Consider the following 19332-nt stretch of genomic DNA (forward strand, 5'->3'; position numbering starts at 1 on the left):
GCCCCGATGACAGTGTCCCGCAACCGCCGACCACTCCGGGCGGCCGGGGGCCGCAGTCGGGCGGGGCCCCGGACACCCTGCCCGTCCCGTGCCTCCGCACGCCACCTCGCGGTTCGGTCCGTCACCACACCGCCCCGCACGTCCCCTTTGCGGTGCTGCATGTCACCTCGATGTCACCTCGCGGTGCCGCACGTCACGTCACCTCGTGGTTCCGTCCGTCGCTTCATGGTTCCGTCCGTCGTCCCCAGGGCACCGCACGCCCTTCTACGGCCTTGTACGGCGCTGCACGGGCCGGAGGCCCCGCCCGGGCTCCAGGAGACCCGGACGGGGAGGGGCCCCGGGGAAAGGCGTGTGAACCCACCCCAGCCAGCGTGCTAATGTTCTGGATGTCGGCAGGCGCTCGCACAAGACCCGGACAGAACAACCCGGATCGCGTGAGAGAATCAACCGGCAGCACCCATGCGCGGGTGGCGGAATAGGCAGACGCGCTGGATTCAGGTTCCAGTGCCCGAAAGGGCGTGGGGGTTCAACTCCCCCCTCGCGCACAGATGAGACCCCCGGTCTCCGGAGAAATCCGGCGACCGGGGGTCTTTCGTTGTGCTTGTGCACGTTGCCTTCCTCACATTGTTGCCTCGGTCACCTTCTCGGTGGGGATGGGGGCCGGGTGAGGGTTCGGCGCGGGCCGGGCGCTGCTTGTGTGGGCTGCGTCACGACTGTCAGCGGTTCGTGGTGGTTCCGCAGGGGGTCGTAGGGATCGTGGGTTCGTCAGGGGTGCCGTAGTGAGTCCGCCACGGCCGTGCGGAAGGCGCGGATCCGGGCCGTCTCGCGGGCGGGGTGGTGGACCAGGCCCAGGACCGAGTCGGGGAGCCCGGTCACGGGGACGAAGGCGAGATCGCGCCGGCCGTGGTAGTCCGCGGTCGGGCGGCACAGCAGCATCGCCCCGCGTCCGGCCGCGGTGAGGGTGAGGCCCTCCTGGAGAGTGCTGATCCGCGGCCCGGCAGGTACGGGGCGGCCCTGGGGCGTGGTGGCCGGGGCGTGGGCCGCGCGCCAGTAGGGCGGAGCCGGATCGGCGGGGGAGATCAGCGGGACGCCGGCGAGCTCCTCGGCGCCGATCGCGGTCCGGGACGCCAGGGGATGCCGTACGGACACCGCGAGGGTCTGCTGCTGGGCGGCGAAGACCGGGCCGAGGGCGAGGTCCGGCTCGGCCATGGGCAGCAGCGTCACGGCGACGTCGACGGCTCCGCTGCGCAGCGCGCCGAAGGGGTCGCACAGGGGGATCTCGACGATTTCGGTGGCGCAACCGGGGTGACGGCTCTGGAAGGTGTCGATGGCCCGCATGATCCGGTCGTCCGCGGTCCCCTGGAACCCGATCGTCAGCCGCCCTTCGACGCCCCGGGCGGCACTGCGGGCACGCTCCACGGTGGCGCGCAGGGCGTCGTACGCCGGGCGCAGCGACATACGGAACTCCTCGCCGAGCGGGGTCAGCCGGACCCGTCGGCTGGTGCGGTCGACGAGGCGGGCGCCGATCCGTGACTCCAGGGAACGCAGCAGCTGGCTGACGCGGCTCTGCGAGACGTACAGCCGCTCGCCGGTGCGCCCGAAGTGCAGTTCCTCGGCCAGCACGAGGAAGCACTCCAGCTCGCGGAGTTCGAGGCCGGGGGCAGCGGTCATGAGGTGTACCCACTCTTGGGATCGATGGGGATCGATGAGGCCTGCTCATAGAAGGGTGAGGGGTTGGCCGTTGTTCCCTGGGGGCCGCGCGCTTTGGCTGGGGGCATGACGAACAGTGAGGACGGCCCGGCGGTGAGGTCGGGGACGGCGGACGTGGGGGTGGCTGTGGGGCAGCCCGTGAAGGCGGCGGGCGGTGAGCGGCAACTCACGGGTGAGGGTGGCGAGTTGGGCGTCAGGTGGGCCGCCGGGCGGGGTGGGGGCTGGCCGGCGGTGGCGGCGCTGGCGGCGGCGACCTTCACCGTCGTCACGTCCGAGATGCTGCCCGTCGGGCTGCTGAGCCCGATCGGCCGGGAGCTGCGGGTCTCGGACGGTACGGCGGGGCTGACGCTGACCGTGACCGGCCTGGTGGCCGCGGTGGCCGCGCCGGTGCTGACGCTGCTGGTGGGGCGGCGGGACCGGCGGGCGGTGCTGGCCGCCCTGATGGCCACGCTGACGGCGGCGAACCTGCTTGCCGCGTACGCCCCGAACATCGGGGTGCTGCTGGTGGCCCGGGTGCTGGTGGGCTTGGGGATGGGCGGGGTGTGGGCGATTGCGGCGGGGCTCGCGGTGCGGCTGGTGCCCGCGCACCGCGTCGCGGCGGCCACGTCCCTGGTCTTCAGCGGGGTCGCGGCGGCCTCCGTGCTGGGGGTCCCGGCCGGTACGTCCCTGGGCGAACTGGGCGGCTGGCGTGCGGCGTTCGTGGGGATGGCCGCGGTGTGCGCGGTGGTGGCGCTCGCGCTGGTCGTCCTGCTGCCGCCGCTTCCGGAGACCGCCGCGGTCCGCCTCGCCGGGGTGCTCGGCCTGCTGCGCGGTGCGCCCGTACGGACCGGACTGATGCTGGTGACGCTCCTGGTGACGGGCCATTTCGCGGCGTACACGTATGTGCGCCCGGTGCTGGAGGACGTGGCCGGTGTGCAGCCGGGGCAGATCAGCACCCTGCTGCTGGCCTTCGGCCTCGCCGGTCTGGCCGGGAACTTCGGGGCAGGGGCCGGGGCGGCGCGGTCCCCGCGCGCGACGCTGGTGGTGATCTGCGGGGTGCTCGCCGGAACGGTCCTGCTGGTGCCGCTGCTGGGGCGGGGCGCCGAGGTGGCCGGGCCGGCGGCCCTGATGGCCGTGGGGGGTTTGTTGGCCGTATGGGGCCTGTCCTACGGGGGTGTCTCGGTCAGTACCCAGACGTGGCTGATGGCGGCCGCACCGGGGGCGCGGGAGGCCGCCTCCGCGCTGTTCGTGGCGGTGTTCAACGGGGCCATCGCCCTGGGCGCCTTCCTGGGCGGCCGGGCCGCGGACAGTTGGGGGCCGACCGGCGTGATGTGGCTGGGCGGCGCACTGGCGGCAGGGGCGCTGGTGACGGCGGGGGTGGGGAAGGGGCCGGAGGAGGGGCCGTGAAGGGGGCAAGAAAGGGGCGGTGAAGGGGCCGGAGTGGGAGAGGGGCGGGGCGTACGGGGGCGTAGGGGCGTGGGGGCTCTCGTTCGTCGGGGAGGTTCGTTGGCGAGCCCCCGCCGCGGGTTCCGGGCTCTGCGGCTTGCCCGGAACCCGCGGCTGGGTGGTCCGTTCAGGGGTTCTGGCGGCCTGGGCCCGAGGTTCGGGCCCGGCTCCCGTTCTCAGGCGGCGAGGCGTGCGACGAGGGCCTTGGCCTTGGCCGCGGCGTCCTCGTGGGCCTTGTCGCGGGAGGTTTCGTACAGCGGCACCAGGTCGGCCATCGCCGGGTTGACGGGTGCCATGGTCAGCTCGGGGACGATGAAATCGACGTCCAGCCCCATGCCGCCGCCCAGCACGGCCTCCAGGTAGTTCTGCACGTACTCCATGCCCTCACGGGGCGTGCCCGGCGCGTACGAGCCGCCACGGCTGGCGACGACCGTGACGGGCGTCCCCTTGGCGGACGGCGCCTCACCCGCGGTACGGCCCATGATGATCACCTGGTCGAGCCACGCCTTGAGCGTGGAGGGGATCGTGAAGTTGTACATCGGCGCGGCGATGACGACCGCGTCGGCCTGCTCCAGCTCCTCGGCGAGCTTGACCCGCACGGCGAACGCGGCCTGCTGCTCGGGGGTGTGGGAGGCCGGGTCGGAGAACGCGGCGGAGGCGGCGACGCCGTCGAGGTGCGGCAGCGGGTCGGCGGCCAGGTCGCGGTGGATGACGGTGCCTTCGGGGTGCTGCTCCTCCCAGGTCTTGCGGAAGGTCGCGGTGACCGAGCGGGAGGCGGAGACGCCCTCGGGGGAGACGGACGAGTCGATGAGCAGAAGCGTGGCCATGGGAATCGTTCCTTCGGTTGGTGCCGTCTGGTCGGTGCTGTCCAGCGGGTGCCGTCCGGTGGGTGCCGTCCGGTAGGGGCCGGGCGGGACAGCGGGGCTTCAGCAGGTTCAGCGGGTTCAGCGCGTTCAGGTTCAGCGGGGGCTTGCCAGTGGCCTCACCAGGGGCTGGCCCCTGTTCAGCGCCCCAGGGATCAGCGGGCCCTGCGGTGCTGCCCCTGGCTGAGCACGGAATGACCAACGTTTGGCTAGCTGGTTGAATTCCGTACGTCACTATTCATAGCACAGGAGCTTACTTTTCTGCAGTAGCCAACGAGAGGGCGGTACGCTGGGTGTATGGCGGACCACAGCGAGGCGACGTGTAAGCAGGTCGACGACGGCATGGCGCGCGTCTTCGAGCTGTTCGGGAAGCGCTGGACGGGGCTGATCGTTGCCACCCTGATGTCCGGCCCGGTGCACTTCGCCGACCTGCGGCGGGCGATCCCCGGCATCAGCGAGCGGATGCTCTCCGACCGTCTGATGGAGCTGGCGGGGGTCGGCCTGATCGTGCGCGAAGTGGATGCAGGCCCTCCGCTCCGGGTCTCGTACCGGCTCACGGAGGCCGGCCTCGCGATGGACCCCGCCCTCAAGGAACTGGGCCGCTGGGCGGAGACGTATCTGGCGGACGGCGGGCAGTGCCCGAAGCGGTTCCGGAGGTAGGCGGTCGGGGGCTTCGTGCCTGGTTCTTTGCCTGCCGGCCCTCTCTTCCTGCTCTTCCCTCTCTTCCCGCTCTTCCCGCTCTTCCCGCTCTTCCCGCTCTTCCCGCTCTTCCCGCTCTTCCCGGTCGTCCCGGTCTCCCCCGCTTTCCCCCGCTCTCCCCTCTGTCCTGGTGGGTTGCCTCCTGTCCTGGGGGTGCCTCCGTTGCGCCAGTAATCCCAGTAGTTCCAGCAGTCCCAGTTATCCCAGTCGCTCCTGGGCCGCGTTGTAGCGCTGTAGGTAGGTGGCGAAGCGGTCGAGGTCGGCCTCTTCCCAGTCGGCCAGGCGCTCGCGGAAGGCCTGCCGGCGGCTGGCGGTGACGTTGGCGAGCACCTGGGCGCCCTTCTCGGTGGGGTGGAGCACCTGGACGCGGTGGTCGTCCGGGTCGACCCGGCGCTCGACGAAACCGAGCTTCTCCAGTGCGGCGATCTGCCGGCTGACCGTGGACTTGTCCAGGAAGTAGTGCGCCGCGAGGTCCGTCGCGCGGCATCCGCGCTGGTCATCGAGGTGCGCAAGCAGGGTGTAGGAGACCAGCGACAGCTCGGGATGCATCCGGGCGGCGGTCGCGCGGGCCCGCCGGGCGAAGGCGGTCATCTCCTGCTGGATGGTCTCGACGGAGTCATCGCGATGGGGCACGGGTTGCCTTTCGTAGATGTAGTTGTAGAGTACAACGTAAGCGTGAGTTGTATTTGCCAACTGTTGCTGTCAACTGTTGCCGGCTGCCGGCCCGCAGTCCGTCGCGGGCCGGCGCGCCGCCGCACGAATCCCCTCAGCGTGAGAAGGCTCGCCCCATGAGTACGGTCCGACGTCCCGACCACCACCGAAGTGCGCCCCAAGGCGGCCACCGGGCCGCCTCCGCCGGCCGCCCCGCCACCCACACGGCCGGGCTCCGCCATGTCCTGGCGCACCTGATCACGCCCCTGCTGATGTGCATCGGCATGGGGCTCGCCTACCTGGGCGCGTTCGCACATCCCGCACCCCACCACCTGCCGGTCGCGGTCGTCGGATCGAGCCGTAGCGCACAGCTGCTCGCCCAGTCGATCAACGATAGGTCGGGGGGTGACCTCGAGGCGCGTACGGTCCCCCGTCGCGCGACCGCGGTCGAGCAGCTGAAGCATCAGGACATCTTCGGTGCGTACGTGATGAACGCGGCGGCGCAGGGACAGTCGCAGGAGCGGTCGCAGGGGCAGGCGCGCGGCCAGGTGCAGGGGCAGGCGCAGGAGCGGTCGCAGGGGCAGACGCGGGGGCAGGCGCGCGGGGCGGGGGCCCCTGAACTGCTCGTCGCCACCGCCGGGTCCGATACCAGCGCCTCCGTCGTGCAGAAGATCTTCACTCCCCTCGCGGCCCGGCAAGGTGCCCCGCTGAAGGTCACGGACGTCGCACCGCCCGCCGAGGACGATCCGACCGGTCAGGGCGTCTTCTTCCTGCTGGTGGCGATCAGCATCGGCTCATACGCCTCGGTCGCGGTGATCGGAGGTGCCGGTGCCGTGCTGCCGCTCCGGTTGCGGGCCGCGTTGGCGATCGGCACGTCCGTCGTGGTCAGCCTCATCGGCACGGCGCTCGCGGGCCCGGTGTTCCACCTCGTCGACCATGGCCTGTGGGGCCTGTGGGGCATGGCGTGGCTGTACTCCGCCGGCGTTCTGCTGATCGGTACCGGCCTGCACACCTTCCTCAAGCGGTGGACGACGCTCGGCGTGATGGCCCTCTTCGTGATGCTCAACTTCACCTCGTCCGGCGGGATTTTCCGGCCCGAGATGCAGAACGGCTTCTTCGCCGCGCTGCACTCCTTCTGGAACGGTGCCGGCTTCGTGGAGGGCCTCCGCAGTCACGTCTACTTCGACGGTTACGGCCTGTCCGGGCACGTTTGGACGCTGGTCGGCTGGCTGCTCGTCGGTGTGCTGATGGTCGGTCTGGCGGGGCTGGCCGAACGACGCCGACGGGCCGCGGAGGACGAAGCGGCGGCCAATGCGGCGGCGGTGGCAGCGGCCGCGGTGGCGGCAACGGTGCCGGAGCCCAGGCCGCAGCGGTGGGTTGGGGCGGCGACACCCGGCACCGGCTCGGCGGACGCGGCCACGGAGGAAGAAATGACGGAGGAAGTAATGACGGAGGAAGAAATGGAGGAGGCGGTGGGGGTCTAGAGGCCAATGACTTACCTGCGGCCGGCCGTGGACGCCCCCTCCCGCCTGCCCCTTCGCTCGCCCCCATCCCCCTTCCCGTCCCCTCCCTCCCCCTCAACGACCAGCGGATACGCAGAGTTATCCACAGGCCCTGCGCGCGATGACGCGACGTCGGTAACGTCATTGCACGTCGGCAGGCCGGGAGCAGTCCGTCCGGCGGCCGGTAAGTAGTGCCCAATGACAGGGAATTCGCCGACCCCACCGACCTGGTGGATGTCGCCGAAGTCGCCGCAGCCGTGAAGGTCCTGAAGGGGGAGGTGGCCCGCATGACGCGTGTGCCGTACGTACCGGGGTTTGCCAAGGCCGATGCACAGGGCCCGTCGCCCAAGGCGGCCGGCCGGGCGTTGCGGGAGCGGCTGCCTCGTGCCGCGCAGTCCGCACTGTCGAGCGCGGTCGAACGCCCGGACGCGGTAGCGGCGGTGGAGGAATCCAACGCCGGACGGCTTACGGACCTGACTCCCATACGGGTCGGCCGGATGGCCGCGAGCCCGTTCGCCTTCCTCCGCGGCTCCGCGGGCCTGATGGCGTATGACCTGACGGCCGACCCGGTGACCGGTATCGGGGCCCAGATCTGCGGTGACGCCCACGCCGCCAACTTCGGTCTCTACGGCGACGCCCGTGGCGGCCTCGTCATCGACCTCAACGACTTCGACGAGACCCTGTACGGCCCGTGGGAGTGGGACGTGAAGCGGCTCGCCACGTCGATGGTCCTGGCGGGCCGGGAAGCGGGCGCGGCTGAGGACGACTGCCGCAAGGCTGCCCAGGACTCGGCGGGCGCGTACCGACGCACGATGCGGCTGTTGGCGAAGCTGCCGGTGACCGAGGCGTGGAACGCGATCGCCGATGAGGAACTGGTCTCCCACACCGACGCCCGGGACCTGCTGGGGACGCTGGAGCGGGTGTCGGCCAAGGCGCGGAAGAACACCAGCGCGCGGTTCGCGGCGAAGGCGACCGAGCGGACGGCGGACGGAGGCCGTCGGTTCGTGGACGCGCCACCGGTGCTGCGCCGGGTGCCGGACGCCGAAGCGGCAGCCGTGGCCGCCTCCCTCACCGGCTACCTGGACACCCTCCCCGAGGACCGGCTGCCCCTGCTGGCCCGGTACGCGGTGCACGACGTGGCCTTCCGAGTGGTCGGCACGGGCAGCGTGGGCTTGCGGTCGTACGTGGTGCTGCTCCTGGATCACCGGGGTGAGCCGCTGGTCCTGCAGGTGAAGGAGGCCCGGAGCTCGGCGCTGGCACGGTATGTGGAGAAGGCCGGCTTCCCGGCCCCGGCGGTGACGCATGAAGGCCGTCGGGTGGTGCTCGGCCAGCGGAGGATGCAGGTCGTCAGCGACATCCTGCTCGGCTGGACGACCGTGCAGGACATACCTCCGGCCGCCGGAGGAGGCACCCACTCCACTGCCCTCGACCACAAGACGGGTGATGCGGCTGCCGGACTTCCGTTCCAGGTCCGCCAGTTCAGAAACCGTAAGGGCAGCGTCGACCCGGCCCAGCTGACCGGCGACCAGCTGGACGACTACGCCCGGATGACCGGCGCCCTCCTGGCCCGAGCCCACGCCCACAGCGCCGACCCACGCCTGGTGGCCGGCTACTGCGGCAAGAGCGAGGAACTGGACGAGGCCATAGCGAAGTTCGCCGTTGCCTATGCAGACCGCACGGAAGCGGACCACACGGCACTGACCACAGCAGTGAAGAACGGCCGCATAGCGGCAGAAATGGGGGTATGAGCTCGGCCGATCTCGGCCGCGCCACAGCAGCAGACAGACCACACCTGCCCGTGACTGTCCGGTCTCTGCAGGGCTCACCTGTGGCGCCCGACGGTGGCCTCGCCGATCGAGGGTGGCCACTGCCGATCGACGGTGGTCTCTGTTGTCGCCCGATGACCGATGACCGATGCCTGATGTCCGCTGTCCGATGCCTGCTGTCCGATGCCTGCTGTCCGATGCCCAATGCCCGATGCCCGCTGTCCGATGCCTGTGCCGGCCGACGGTGCCGACTGCTGATCGACGAGGACCGACCGTTGATCGTGGCGCTGTCGTGCTGCTGTCGTGGCGCTGGCCGGGTGGCGGCGGACGGTGGGGGCGCGGGAGGCGGTGGGTGGTGCGCGGGGGCGGTGGGCGGTAGGTGGTGCGGTGGGTGGGTGGGTGAGGGGTGGGGTGGGGTGGGGGGCGGGGGAGGGGCCCAGGGGGGAAGGCGGCAGGGAAAGGCGAAGCGCCACCCTTCCAGGGCAGACCGTGGCCGAGGTACGGGGGTGACGGAAGCCTTCAGCCGGTGGCGAGGCAGGGCGCGGGTTGGCTCGGGCCGTACGCTGACCGGGTGACGAACTCGCACGCGGAGAACACACAGGACGGCCAGCACCGAGCGGACGGACCGGGCACGGCGGATGCCTTGGGGGAACCGCAGGCGCCGGATGCTCGCGACGGCGGCCAGGGCGCCCCAGCCGCCGGCACGGAAGGACAGCCGGCCCCGGTTGACGGCTCCGGCTCGTTTGACGGCTCCGGCTCGTCCGGCGACGCCGCCCCGTCGGGCGAACCAGGCAATGTCACCGGCCCGGGCCCGTCCACTGGTCATGGTGCCTCCGCTGGCCAGGACCCGTTCGTCGGCCCGGACGCGTCCGCAGGCCACGGCCCCTCCGCCGCCCAGGTCCCGTCCACTGATCCGGACCCATCCCCCGGCCAGGACTCCCGTGGCCAGAACTCCCCCGGACAGGACTCCCGTGGCCAGGGCTCCCGCGGTCGTCAGGACCTCAACCCTCAAGACGCGGCCGATGAGGGGACGCGGCGGTTGGCCAAGGCCGTGTTGGCTGCGGAGCAGGCGTTGATCGAGTTCGAGATCGCGGTGGAGACGTTCCGGGTGGAGGTGGAGAACTTCTCCCGGCTGCACCATCAGCGGCTCGGCCCCATGTACGCGCGGCTCGACGAGCTGGACGCGCAGATCGCCGAGGCCGTGGCGGCGCGTACCGGCGACCCCGAGGACATCCGTAAGGCGCACGAGGCGCGGGCATCGGTGCTGCCGATGCCGGAGGTGGAAGAGCTGTTCCACGGCTGGATGGGGTCGGACGGGCTGTTCCCGGAGGCGCAGGCGATGCTCACCGAGCAGCCGGTGCAGCCGCCGCAGAAGGTACGGCCCAGCGAGGAGGTCCGTAAGGCCTACCGCGAGCTCGTCCGCAAGGCTCACCCGGACCTGGCGCGGGACGACGCGGAGCGGGCGCGGCGGGATGCGTTCATCGCGCGGGTCAATGCGGCGTACGGCCGGGGCGACGAGGCGGCGCTGCGGGAGCTGGCGCGGGAGTGGGAGGCCGGCCCGGCGCCGGCCGAGGAGCGGCTCAGCGAGAGCGAGGAGCTCTACGCCCGCCTGGAGTGGCTGGCCACGCGCAAGGAACTGCTGGCGGCCATTGCCGCCGAGCTGGAGGAGAGCGCGATCGGTGCGATGATCAAGATGGCGCCGGAGGACCCGGACCGGCTGCTGGACGAGATCGCCGAGAAGCTGCTCGCCGACGTCGCAGAACGTGAGGCGTACCTCACGCAGCTGGTCGGGTAGCGTCGGGACCATGCAATTTGGTTCTGTACCCACCGTCGGTGTCGACGCGCTCTCGGCCGAGGCCTTCCTCCTGGACGTCCGGGAGGACGACGAGTGGGAGGCGGGGCACGCCGAAGGTGCGCTGCACATCCCGATGAGCGAGTTCGTCGCCCGCTACGGGGAGTTGACCGAGAAGGCGCCCGAGGGCGACAAGGTCTACGTCCTGTGCCGCGTCGGTGGCCGTTCGGCCCAGGTGGCGCAGTACCTGGTCCAGCAGGGCATCGACGCCGTGAACGTCGCGGGCGGCATGCAGGCATGGGAGGCCGCCGGTCGTCCCGTTTCCGACGGTAAGGGCGGAACAGGGACGGTTATCTAGCCGGTCGGTGCCACCCGGCCGGTGCTTGGCTGGTCAGTGCCGGTCGGCCAGTGTCTGGCTAGCTAGACAGCAGGTCGGTCAGTGCCTGCGTGACAGTCGGCCGGCCTCCGCCACCCACCTGGTCGCTGCACAGTGCCCGCCTGTGTTGCCACGCCCTACGCCCCTCCTCTCCCTGCAGGCCGAGAGGGCAGCGCACGCTCGCCCAGCGAGCGCGCACCAGCCCGGTGAGCGCGCGATAACCCAGGGAGCCCGCGCCAGTCCCGTGAGCGCACGGCACCCCGTGAGTCCGCGCGCCCTCCCCACCGAGTCTCACCCCAGCGGATGCGCCGCGAGCAGGTCGCCGAGGGACTCTTCGTGGGCGGCGGCGGGGCCGAGGGAGAGTTCGAGCTGCTTGGCCCAGGCGTGGTAGCGGTGCAGCGGGTAGTCGGTGTCGGCACCGAAACCGCCGTGCAGGTGCTGGGCGGTCTGGACGACGCGGCGTACGCCCTCGGAGGCCCAGATCTTGGCGACCGCGATGTCCCCGGCCGGTGGGAGCGGGCCGGGTGCGTCGGAAGTGAGGCGCCAGGCGGCTTGCCAGAGGGTGGCCTCCATGGCGCGCAGGTCGATGAACCGGTCGGCGGCCTGGACCGCTACTGCCTGGAAGGTGGCCAGCGGGAACCCGAACTGTTCGCGCTTGCCGGTGTATTCGCCGGTCATGGCCAGTACCCGCTCGCCGAGCCCCAGGGCCAGGGCGCAGGTGCCGATGGTCAGGAGGTGGCGGAGGGATTCCCAGGCGGCCGGGTCCGTGAGCGTTTCGGCGGCGCTGATACGAACGGAGTCGAGCCGCACCTCGGCCTGGCGCTCGCCGCTGGTCGAGATCTGGTCGGCGAGCGTGACGCCGGGGTGGGCACGGGGGACGAGGGCGAGGACGGCGTGGCCCTCGGCGGTGTGTGCGGGCAGCAGGATCCGGTCGGCGGTCGCGGCCCAGGGGACGGCGGTCTGCGTGCCGTCGAGGATCCAGTCGGTGCCCTCGTGGGTGGCACGGACGGCGAGTTCGGCCGGTTCATGGCCCGTACGGCCGGCGGCGGCGACGGTGACGACGAGCTCGCCGGTGGCGATCTGCGGCAGTAGGCCCGTACGGAGCGCGGCATCGGCGTACCGCTGGAGGGTGAGCGCGGCCGCGCCGGACTCCAGCAGAGGCACCCGGGCCAGCACCTTCGCCGATTCGCGCAGTACGAGACAGAGGGCTATCGGGTCGAGGCCGGCGCCGCCGTACTCGGGCGCGATGAGCAGGCCCAGTAGATCCGCGTCGGCGAGCTTGCGCCACAGCGCGCGGTCGAAGTCGTCGGCGACCGCTCCGGTGGTGAGTGCCGGGCTGGGTACGTCGTCCGGAGCGGTCCCCGAGAAGACGGCCCGCGCCGCTTCGACGGCGGCCTGTTGCTCCTCGGTGAAGGTGAAGTCCACTGCCTGTCCTTCCTTCCGCACGACACCACGACCTGACGAGCCGTCAAGTCAGGCGCCAAGGTAGAACATGTTCCAGGAATTGGGAATGGCGGTGGTTGGTGAAGTGGCGGTAGGCCAGGGGGCCTGGCCTACCGCCGCTTCACCAAGCGCTACAAGCCTTTGGGAACGACCGACCGTCCGTCCCCCGACCCGTCGGACCGCCTGGGACCCCTCGTCATGCGCCAAGCAGCGGCTGAGTCCTGGCTTCAGCCAGGAGTAGTGGGCTGGGGTTCGGCGAAGGAGGGGACAGGACGGGGCAGGACAGGCAGGACAGGGGAAGGGCGATGGGCAGGAGCCGTCTGTGCGGACTTCAGCCCAGACCAGGCAAGGCTTGCGCCTCGGCCGCGGCCAGCCGAGCGGGGTTTCGGCCGCTCGACGGCCAGGCTTCCTCCCCCGGGCCCACCCCCTACCGATCGAAGTCCAGCTCCACCTTCTCCGTGACCGGGTGGGACTGGCAGGCGAGGACGTAGCCGGTGTTGACCTCGTCGGATTCGAGGGCGAAGTTGCGGTCCATGCGTATCTCGCCGGAGACCAGGAAGGCGCGGCAGGTGCCGCAGACGCCGCCCTTGCAGGCGTAGGGGGCGTCGGCGCGGTTGCGGAGGACGGCTTCGAGGAGTGATTCGCCGTCGTGGACGGGCCAGGTGCCGGAGCGGCCGTCGAGGGTGGCGGTGACCGTGCTGTGTGCGGGGGCCTTGGCCGCGGGTGCGGTCGGGGCGCCGTTGTCGACGTGGAAGATCTCTTCGTGGATGCGGTTGCGGGGGACGCCGAGGGTGCGCAGGGCGCGTTCGGCGCCCTGGACCAGGCCGTACGGGCCGCAGAGGTACCAGCCGTCGATGGCGTCGGTCTTCAGCAGGGCGGGCAGCAGGGTGCGGAGCCGGTCCTCGTCCAGGCGGCCGGAGGGCAGGCCGGCCTGCTGTTCCTCGCGGGAGAGGGTGTGGATCAGCTGGAAGCGGTCGGGATAGCGGTCCTTCAGGTCGGCGACCTCCTCCAGGAACATCGTCGAGGCCGCGGTGCGGTCGCTGCGGATCAGGCAGAAACGGGCGTCGGGCTGCTGGGCGAGGAGGGTGGTGGCGATGGACAGTACGGGGGTGATGCCGCTGCCGCCGACGATCCCCACGAAGTGACCGGGGCGCGGGGCGAGGACGAACCGGCCGGCCGGGGCCATCACCTCCACCGTGTCGCCGACCGCCAGCTCCTTGAGTGCGTAGGTCGAGAAGGCGCCGTCCTCGACGTGCCGGATGCCGACGCGCAGGACGGGCTCGTCGGTGGCCGGGGCGCAGAGGGAGTACGTACGGCGGATCTCCTGGCCGTCGACCGTCCTGCGCAGGGCGATGTGCTGCCCGGGGGTGTGCCGGAAGGCGCTGCGGAGTTCGGGCGGGACGGTGAAGGTGACGGCCACCGCGTCGTCCGTGAGCCGCTCGACCTCCTGGACCCGGAGCGGGTGGAACATCACAACTCCTTGAAGTGGTCGAAGGGTTCGCGGCAGGACTCGCAGCGGCGCAGCGCCTTGCAGGCCGTGGAGGAGAACCGGCTCAGCAGGGTGGTGTCGGTCGATCCGCAGTGCGGGCAGCGGATCGTGAGGGTGACGGAGACGGGGCCGCCGGACGGGCCGGCCGGGCGCGGTGGGGCGATGCCGAAGTCGGCCAGCTTGCGGCGGCCCTCGGCGGTGATGGCGTCCGTGGTCCAGGGCGGGCTGAGGACCGTACGGACCTCGACGTCGGGTATGCCGTGGTCGTGGAGTATCCGCTCGATGTCGGCGGACATGGCCTCGATGGCGGGGCAGCCGGTGTAGGTGGGGGTGAGCTCGACCTCGACGCGGTCGGGGGCGGTCAGCCGCAGAGCGCGCAGGACGCCGAGCTCGGCGAGGGTGAGGACAGGCAGCTCGGGGTCGGGAACGGAGCCGGCCAGTGCCAGCAGTTCCGCTTCGAGCGCCGTGGTGGGCGGGGTGGCCGGGGCGGTCGGGGTGGCCGTCCCGACCGTCTCGAACGTGCCGGCCGTGCCGCCCGTGGTGGGCCTGCCGGCAGTGCCGACTGTAGGAGGCATGGCGGGCCTGGCGGGCATGGCGGTCGTGGTGTCGCCGGTGGTCACCATGTCGCCCCCGGGTGGCTGCGGTGGAGGTGCTGCATCTCGGCGAGCAGTCGTCCGAACGGTTCGGTGTGCAGGCCCTGGCGGCCCGCGCCGGCGGTCCAGGCGCCGCGCTGCGGTCCTTCGGGGAGGCGGAGGGTGGCCTGCTCGACGGTGGCGGTGATGCGGGTGGTCCACACGTCGTGGAACGTGGCCCAGGGCAGGGTTTCCAATCCGGCCACCGGCTCGAACATCTCGCCCGTGAAGCGCCAGAGGGCGTCCAGGGCGCGCTGCATCCGGGTGTGGCTCTCGTCGGTGCCGTCGCCCAGCCGGAGGGTCCACTGGGTGGCGTGGTCGCGGTGGTAGGCGACCTCCTTGACGGCCTTGCCGGCCAGGGGCGCCAAGTCGGTTTCTCCGGTCGCCAGTTGCTCGAAGAGCAGCTCCTGGAAGGTGGAGAAGTAGAGCTGGCGGGCGATGGTGTGGGCGAAGTCGCCGTTGGGCTGCTCGACGAGTTGGAGGTTGCGGAACTCCCGCTCCTCGCGGAGATACGCCAGCTCGTCCTCGTCGCCGGCCAGGGAGAGCAGCACCCGGGCCTGGCCGAGCAGGTCCAGTGCGATGTTGGCCAGCGCCACCTCCTCCTCCAGGACCGGGGCCTGGCCGGCCCACTCGCCCAGGCGGTGGGAGAGGATCAGCGCATCGTCCCCGAGGGGCAGGGCGGGGGTGGTCACGGTGTCCGTCACAGGTGGTGCACCCCCTCCGGGATCTCGTAGAAGGTCGGGTGGCGGTAGGGCTTGTCGCCGGCCGGTTCGAAGAAGGTGTCCTTCTCGTCCGGGGAGGAGGCGGTGATCTGGGCGGAGGGCACCACCCAGAGGGAGACGCCTTCGGAGCGCCGGGTGTAGAGGTCGCGGGCGTTGCGCAGGGCCATCTCGGCGTCCGGGGCGTGCAGGCTGCCGGCGTGGGTGTGCGACAGGCCGCGGCGGCTGCGGACGAAGACCTCCCACAGGGGCCAGTCGGTGGGGCGGGCGTCCGCCGCTTCGGCGGGGGCGCCGGAGGCGGGGGTTTCCGCGGGGCGGGGTGTCGTCGTCATCGTCCGGCCTTCCCGTGCTTGGCCGCGTGTGCGGCGGCTGCCTCGCGCACCCAGGCGCCTTCTTCGTGGGCCTGTCGGCGGCGGTTGATCCGCTGTTCGTTGCAGGGGCCGTTGCCCTTGAGGACCTCGCGGAACTCGGTCCAGTCGATGGAGCCGAAGTCGTAGTGACCGCGGTCCTCGTTCCACACCAGGTCGGGGTCGGGGAGGGTGAGGCCGAGGGCCTCGGCCTGGGGGACGCAGATGTCGACGAAGCGCTGGCGGAGCTCGTCGTTGGAGTGCCGCTTGATCTTCCAGGCCATGGACTGGGCGGAGTGCGCGGACTCGTCGTCCGGTGGGCCGAACATCATCAGGGAGGGCCACCACCAGCGGTCGACCGCGTCCTGCGCCATCGCGTGCTGGGCGTCCGTGCCGCGGCTGAGGGTCAGCAGGAGCTCGTAGCCCTGGCGCTGGTGGAAGGACTCCTCCTTGCAGATGCGGACCATCGCGCGGGCGTAGGGGCCGTAGGAGCACCGGCACAGCGGGACCTGGTTGGTGATCGCCGCGCCGTCCACCAGCCAGCCGATGGCTCCGACGTCCGCCCAGGTCAGGGTGGGGTAGTTGAAGATCGAGGAGTACTTCTGGCGGCCGCTGTGGAGCTTGTCGAGGAGTTCGTCGCGGCTTGTGCCGAGGGTTTCGGCGGCGCTGTAGAGATACAGGCCGTGGCCGGCCTCGTCCTGCACCTTGGCCATCAGGATCGCCTTGCGGCGCAGGGAGGGCGCGCGGGTGATCCAGTTGGCCTCGGGCTGCATGCCGATGATCTCGGAGTGGGCGTGCTGCGCCATCTGCCGCACGAGTGTGGAGCGGTACGCCTCCGGCATCCAGTCCCGTGGCTCGATCCGCTCGTCCGCGGCCACGGTGGCGTCGAACGCGGCCTCCTGAGCCGCCTCCTCCGGCGCGATCGTCGTCATGTGTGCCCCCTCGCTCCCGACCGACCGATCGTTCGGTTCAATGGTGAGTGGGCGGGCAGCGGGTGTCAAGCCTGTGGATAAGTCGGGGGAGGGTGTGCCCGGTGCGGGCGCGTAGGTACGGTTCCCCAGCGGAGTTGACCGCATGGGTTTACGGGAACGGGGCGGGAATGCAGTCATACGGGGACGAACCGCGGCCTTTGGCCGCGCTGTCGCTACCCTCGCGGATCGTCATAGGCGTGGCGGCCTGCGCCGTCGCCGTCATCGTCGCGATTCATCTCGCCATGATGTTTCTGCACGTCGCGCCGCAGAACACGCTCAGCAAGCAGCAGGGCGCCCTGATCAGCGACTACGTCTATCCCGAGTACGAACAGAACTGGAAGCTGTTCGCGCCCAACCCCCTCCAGCAGAACGTCGCGGTCCAGGTCCGCGCGGAGATCCGTGCCGAGGACGGCAGCGGCCGCACCACCGGCTGGACCGACCTGACCGCCCGTGACGGCCGGGCCATACTCCACAACCCGCTGCCCAGCCACACCGAGCAGAACCAGCTGCGCCGGGGCTGGGAGCTCTTCCTCAACAGCCACAACGCCCAGGGCCGCCCGATCGGCACCCGCGGCGAGCTGGCCGAGCGCTACATCCGGCGGATCGTGATGTTCCGGATGCAGGGCGAGTGGACCGCGGCCGGTGGCCGGGTCGAGCGCATCCAGGTCCGCTCCCGCACGGCCGCCGTGAGCCCGCCGTCGTGGAGCACCGAGAAGATCAGCGACAAGCCCGTGTACCGCGTGCAGCCCTGGTGGCAGGTCACCACGGCCGACCTCCCCGAGGGGGCGAACAGCCAGTGACGTCCCCGATGCCCCACCAGCCCCAGCAGCCGAAGAACACCTCGCAGCCCTCGCACACCACGGAGCCCACCGACGTGCCGCAGCAGGCGCACGCACCCCACGAGCCCCAGGCCCCCGCCGCGACCCCGGCCCCCTACGAGGAGACCCGGATCGAGCGTGCCGTCGGCCGCCTCTTCGGCCGCGCCACCGGCCGCGCGCTGGCCCCGTACCAGACCGCCGTGATCCGGATCGGCTTCTCGGCGACCTGGCTGCTGTTCCTGCTGCGCGAGTGGCCGCACCGCCTCACGCTCTACGGGCCCGACAGCCCCTGGAGCCTGGACATGGCGCGCCGCCTCCTGGACGCCAACCACGCCTTCTCCATGCTGCTGTGGTCCGACGGCCGCGGCTGGTTCGAATGCGTCTACCTGATGGCCGTCGCGTCCAGCGCGGCGCTGCTGCTCGGCTGGCGCACCCGCACCATGTCGGTGCTCTTCATGCTCGGCGTGATCTCGCTGCAGAACCGCAGCGTCTTCATAGGGGACGGCGGCGACAACGTCATCCACCTGATGTCGATGTATCTCGTGCTCACCCGGTGCGGCCAGGTCTGGTCGCTGGACGCCCGCCGTGCCAAGCGCGCCCGGGCGGCGGCGGAGGCGTCCGCTGCGGAGGTGTCCGCGGCCGGCGGGGAGGCGCCCGGGGAGGCACAGACCGCCGTACGCACGCCGGGTGCGGGCCGCGGACGCGATCTGACCGGCATCGTCCTGTGGGCGGTGCTCGGCCTCGCCCTCGCCGTCGCGCAGCTCACCGGCAGCTACGCCCTCCTGTGGTTCGACAACGGCCCGTTCCCCCACATCGGCTGGAGCCTGGTCCTGTGGGGCCTGTGGGTCGCGCACGGGCTCTGGTGGGCGGTCCAGCGCTACGCACCGGGGGAGCCGCGCACCGTCCTGGACACCCTCACCAAGCTCGCCCACAACGGCGCACTGCTGGTGATCATGGTCGAGGTCTGCCTCGTCTACTCCACCGCCGGCTGGTACAAGATCCAGGGCACCCGCTGGCAGGACGGCACCGCGGTCTACTACCCGATGCACCTGGACTACTTCTCGCCCTGGCCCGCGCTCTCCCAGCTGCTCGGCAGCAACGGCCTGATGGTCATGCTGATCACCTACGGCACGGTGATCGTCCAGGTGGCCTTCCCCTTCACGCTCTTCAACCGCCGGCTCAAGAACGTGCTCCTGGTCATCATGATCTGCGAGCACCTCTCGATCGCGTTCCTGCTGGGGCTGCCGTTCTTCTCGCTCGCCATGATCGCCGCGGACGCGGTCTTCCTGCCGACGAACTTCCTGACCTGGCTCTCCACCCGCGTCTCCGGCCTGCGCGAACGCCTCTTCCCGCGCACCGTCCCGGCCGGCCCGGACGGCGGCCCCGGAGGCGGTGAGCCCCCGGCCCGTACGGAGCACGGCGGCGGTGGCCATACGCTCGTGGGGTGAGCAGCGAGAAAACCGCCCCCGCCGAGCCCCTCCAGTACGACGAGGGCTACGGGACCCAGATCGGCGTCGGCCCGCATCCGGCGCCCTGGCCGCAGGACGACCGTTACGACCCGGAGCTGCTCGCGCACGGCGACCGCCGCAACGTCGTCGACCACTACCGCTACTGGACGCGGGAGGCGATCGTCGCGGACCTCGACACCCGCCGCCACGACTTCCATGTGGCGGTCGAGAACTGGGGCCACGACTTCAACATCGGCTCCGTCGTGCGCACCGCGAACGCGTTCCTGGCCAAGGAGGTCCACATCGTCGGCCAGCGGCGCTGGAACCGGCGCGGGGCGATGGTGACCGACCGCTACCAGCACGTCCGCCACCACCCGGACACCGCGGACCTCACCGCCTGGGCCACCGCCGAGGGACTGCCGATCATCGGGATCGACAACCTCCCGGGGGCCGTGCCGCTGGAGACGACGGAGCTGCCGCGGCGGTGTGTGCTCCTCTTCGGTCAGGAGGGGCCGGGGCTGACCGAGGAGGCGCGCCGCCACGCCTCGTTGGTCTGCTCGATCGCGCAGTTCGGCTCGACCCGCTCGATCAACGCGGGGGCGGCGGCCGCCATCGCGATGCACGCCTGGATCGGCCGTCACGCGAGGATCGACGGGCCGGACGCCGGCTGACCGGCGCCGG

At 71.5% G+C, this 19332-nt stretch carries 18 protein-coding genes and 1 tRNA gene; 10 read left to right on the forward strand and 9 right to left on the reverse strand.

The window, feature by feature from the left end; all coding sequences use genetic code 11:
* Positions 1-461: 461 nt before the first annotated feature.
* Positions 462-545: transfer RNA gene (locus ACGF4C_RS02470), tRNA-Leu, on the forward strand.
* 220 nt (positions 546-765) lie between these two features.
* Here the strand turns inward: ACGF4C_RS02470 and ACGF4C_RS02475 are convergent.
* On the reverse strand, positions 766-1671 hold the full coding sequence (locus ACGF4C_RS02475) for a LysR family transcriptional regulator (protein ID WP_393562599.1): 906 nt from the start codon (positions 1669-1671) through the stop codon (positions 766-768).
* Between the two features lie 105 nt (positions 1672-1776).
* Between ACGF4C_RS02475 and ACGF4C_RS02480 the strand changes: the two genes are divergently transcribed.
* Positions 1777-3096: an MFS transporter gene (locus tag ACGF4C_RS02480; protein ID WP_393562600.1), complete on the forward strand. Its 1320-nt coding sequence runs from the start codon at positions 1777-1779 to the stop codon at positions 3094-3096.
* Between the two features lie 215 nt (positions 3097-3311).
* On the opposite strand, the gene ACGF4C_RS02485 is transcribed toward ACGF4C_RS02480, so the two are convergent.
* Positions 3312-3962, reverse strand: coding sequence for an FMN-dependent NADH-azoreductase (locus ACGF4C_RS02485; RefSeq protein ID WP_201805580.1), 651 nt, complete (start codon positions 3960-3962; stop codon positions 3312-3314).
* 333 nt (positions 3963-4295) lie between these two features.
* Between ACGF4C_RS02485 and ACGF4C_RS02490 the strand changes: the two genes are divergently transcribed.
* Positions 4296-4658 carry a helix-turn-helix domain-containing protein gene (locus ACGF4C_RS02490; protein ID WP_030417213.1) on the forward strand — a complete coding sequence of 121 codons (363 nt, stop codon included), beginning with the start codon at positions 4296-4298 and terminating at the stop codon, positions 4656-4658.
* A 237-nt stretch (positions 4659-4895) separates the two neighbouring features.
* On the opposite strand, the gene ACGF4C_RS02495 is transcribed toward ACGF4C_RS02490, so the two are convergent.
* On the reverse strand, positions 4896-5330 hold the full coding sequence (locus tag ACGF4C_RS02495) for a MarR family winged helix-turn-helix transcriptional regulator (protein WP_393562602.1): 435 nt from the start codon (positions 5328-5330) through the stop codon (positions 4896-4898).
* A 155-nt stretch (positions 5331-5485) separates the two neighbouring features.
* Here ACGF4C_RS02495 and ACGF4C_RS02500 point away from each other — a divergent pair, with 155 nt between their 5' ends.
* From ACGF4C_RS02500 to ACGF4C_RS02515, 4 genes are all read left to right on the forward strand, one after another.
* Positions 5486-6832 (forward strand): ABC transporter permease, encoded by a 1347-nt coding sequence (locus ACGF4C_RS02500; RefSeq protein WP_393562604.1) that lies wholly within the window; start codon positions 5486-5488, stop codon positions 6830-6832.
* Between the two features lie 305 nt (positions 6833-7137).
* Positions 7138-8598 carry a DUF2252 domain-containing protein gene (locus tag ACGF4C_RS02505; RefSeq protein ID WP_393562606.1) on the forward strand — a complete coding sequence of 487 codons (1461 nt, stop codon included), beginning with the start codon at positions 7138-7140 and terminating at the stop codon, positions 8596-8598.
* A gap of 589 nt (positions 8599-9187) precedes the next feature.
* Positions 9188-10411, forward strand: coding sequence for a hypothetical protein (locus ACGF4C_RS02510; RefSeq protein ID WP_393562608.1), 1224 nt, complete (start codon positions 9188-9190; stop codon positions 10409-10411).
* 10 nt (positions 10412-10421) lie between these two features.
* The gene (locus ACGF4C_RS02515; protein ID WP_030411554.1) at positions 10422-10766 is read left to right on the forward strand and encodes a rhodanese-like domain-containing protein; all 345 of its coding nucleotides are present in this window, start codon (positions 10422-10424) and stop codon (positions 10764-10766) included.
* A 309-nt stretch (positions 10767-11075) separates the two neighbouring features.
* Here ACGF4C_RS02515 and ACGF4C_RS02520 read toward each other — a convergent pair whose 3' ends face one another.
* The 6 genes from ACGF4C_RS02520 to paaA form a co-directional block, all read right to left on the reverse strand.
* On the reverse strand, positions 11076-12209 hold the full coding sequence (locus tag ACGF4C_RS02520) for an acyl-CoA dehydrogenase family protein (RefSeq protein WP_393562610.1): 1134 nt from the start codon (positions 12207-12209) through the stop codon (positions 11076-11078).
* 445 nt (positions 12210-12654) lie between these two features.
* Complete coding sequence (paaE, locus tag ACGF4C_RS02525) at positions 12655-13698, reverse strand: 1,2-phenylacetyl-CoA epoxidase subunit PaaE (protein ID WP_393562612.1); 1044 nt, start codon at positions 13696-13698, stop codon at positions 12655-12657.
* Positions 13698-14291: a 1,2-phenylacetyl-CoA epoxidase subunit PaaD gene (paaD, locus tag ACGF4C_RS02530; protein WP_393562844.1), complete on the reverse strand. Its 594-nt coding sequence runs from the start codon at positions 14289-14291 to the stop codon at positions 13698-13700. The genes paaE and paaD overlap by 1 nt, the downstream gene beginning before the upstream one ends.
* A gap of 41 nt (positions 14292-14332) precedes the next feature.
* A complete protein-coding gene (paaC, locus tag ACGF4C_RS02535; RefSeq protein ID WP_393562614.1) occupies positions 14333-15052 on the reverse strand; it encodes a 1,2-phenylacetyl-CoA epoxidase subunit PaaC in 720 nt (239 codons plus the stop codon).
* Positions 15049-15399 (reverse strand): 1,2-phenylacetyl-CoA epoxidase subunit PaaB, encoded by a 351-nt coding sequence (gene paaB, locus ACGF4C_RS02540; protein WP_393562616.1) that lies wholly within the window; start codon positions 15397-15399, stop codon positions 15049-15051. Before paaB ends, paaC begins: the two co-directional genes overlap by 4 nt.
* Entirely contained in the window at positions 15396-16346 is a 951-nt protein-coding gene (paaA, locus tag ACGF4C_RS02545) for a 1,2-phenylacetyl-CoA epoxidase subunit PaaA (protein WP_201805560.1), read from the reverse strand. Before paaA ends, paaB begins: the two co-directional genes overlap by 4 nt.
* Before the next feature lie 167 nt (positions 16347-16513).
* Here paaA and ACGF4C_RS02550 point away from each other — a divergent pair, with 167 nt between their 5' ends.
* The 3 genes from ACGF4C_RS02550 to ACGF4C_RS02560 are packed head-to-tail and all read left to right on the forward strand — an operon-like array spanning position 16514 to position 19322.
* Positions 16514-17185 (forward strand): DUF5819 family protein, encoded by a 672-nt coding sequence (locus tag ACGF4C_RS02550; RefSeq protein WP_393562618.1) that lies wholly within the window; start codon positions 16514-16516, stop codon positions 17183-17185.
* Positions 17182-18651, forward strand: coding sequence for an HTTM domain-containing protein (locus ACGF4C_RS02555; protein WP_393562620.1), 1470 nt, complete (start codon positions 17182-17184; stop codon positions 18649-18651). The genes ACGF4C_RS02550 and ACGF4C_RS02555 overlap by 4 nt, the downstream gene beginning before the upstream one ends.
* Positions 18648-19322: a TrmH family RNA methyltransferase gene (locus ACGF4C_RS02560; RefSeq protein WP_030802955.1), complete on the forward strand. Its 675-nt coding sequence runs from the start codon at positions 18648-18650 to the stop codon at positions 19320-19322. Before ACGF4C_RS02555 ends, ACGF4C_RS02560 begins: the two co-directional genes overlap by 4 nt.
* The last annotated feature ends 10 nt before the right edge of the window (positions 19323-19332 follow it).

Origin of the sequence: Streptomyces sp. NPDC048197, assembly GCF_043202395.1 — a bacterium.
GTDB classification, from domain to species: domain Bacteria; phylum Actinomycetota; class Actinomycetes; order Streptomycetales; family Streptomycetaceae; genus Streptomyces; species Streptomyces siderophoricus.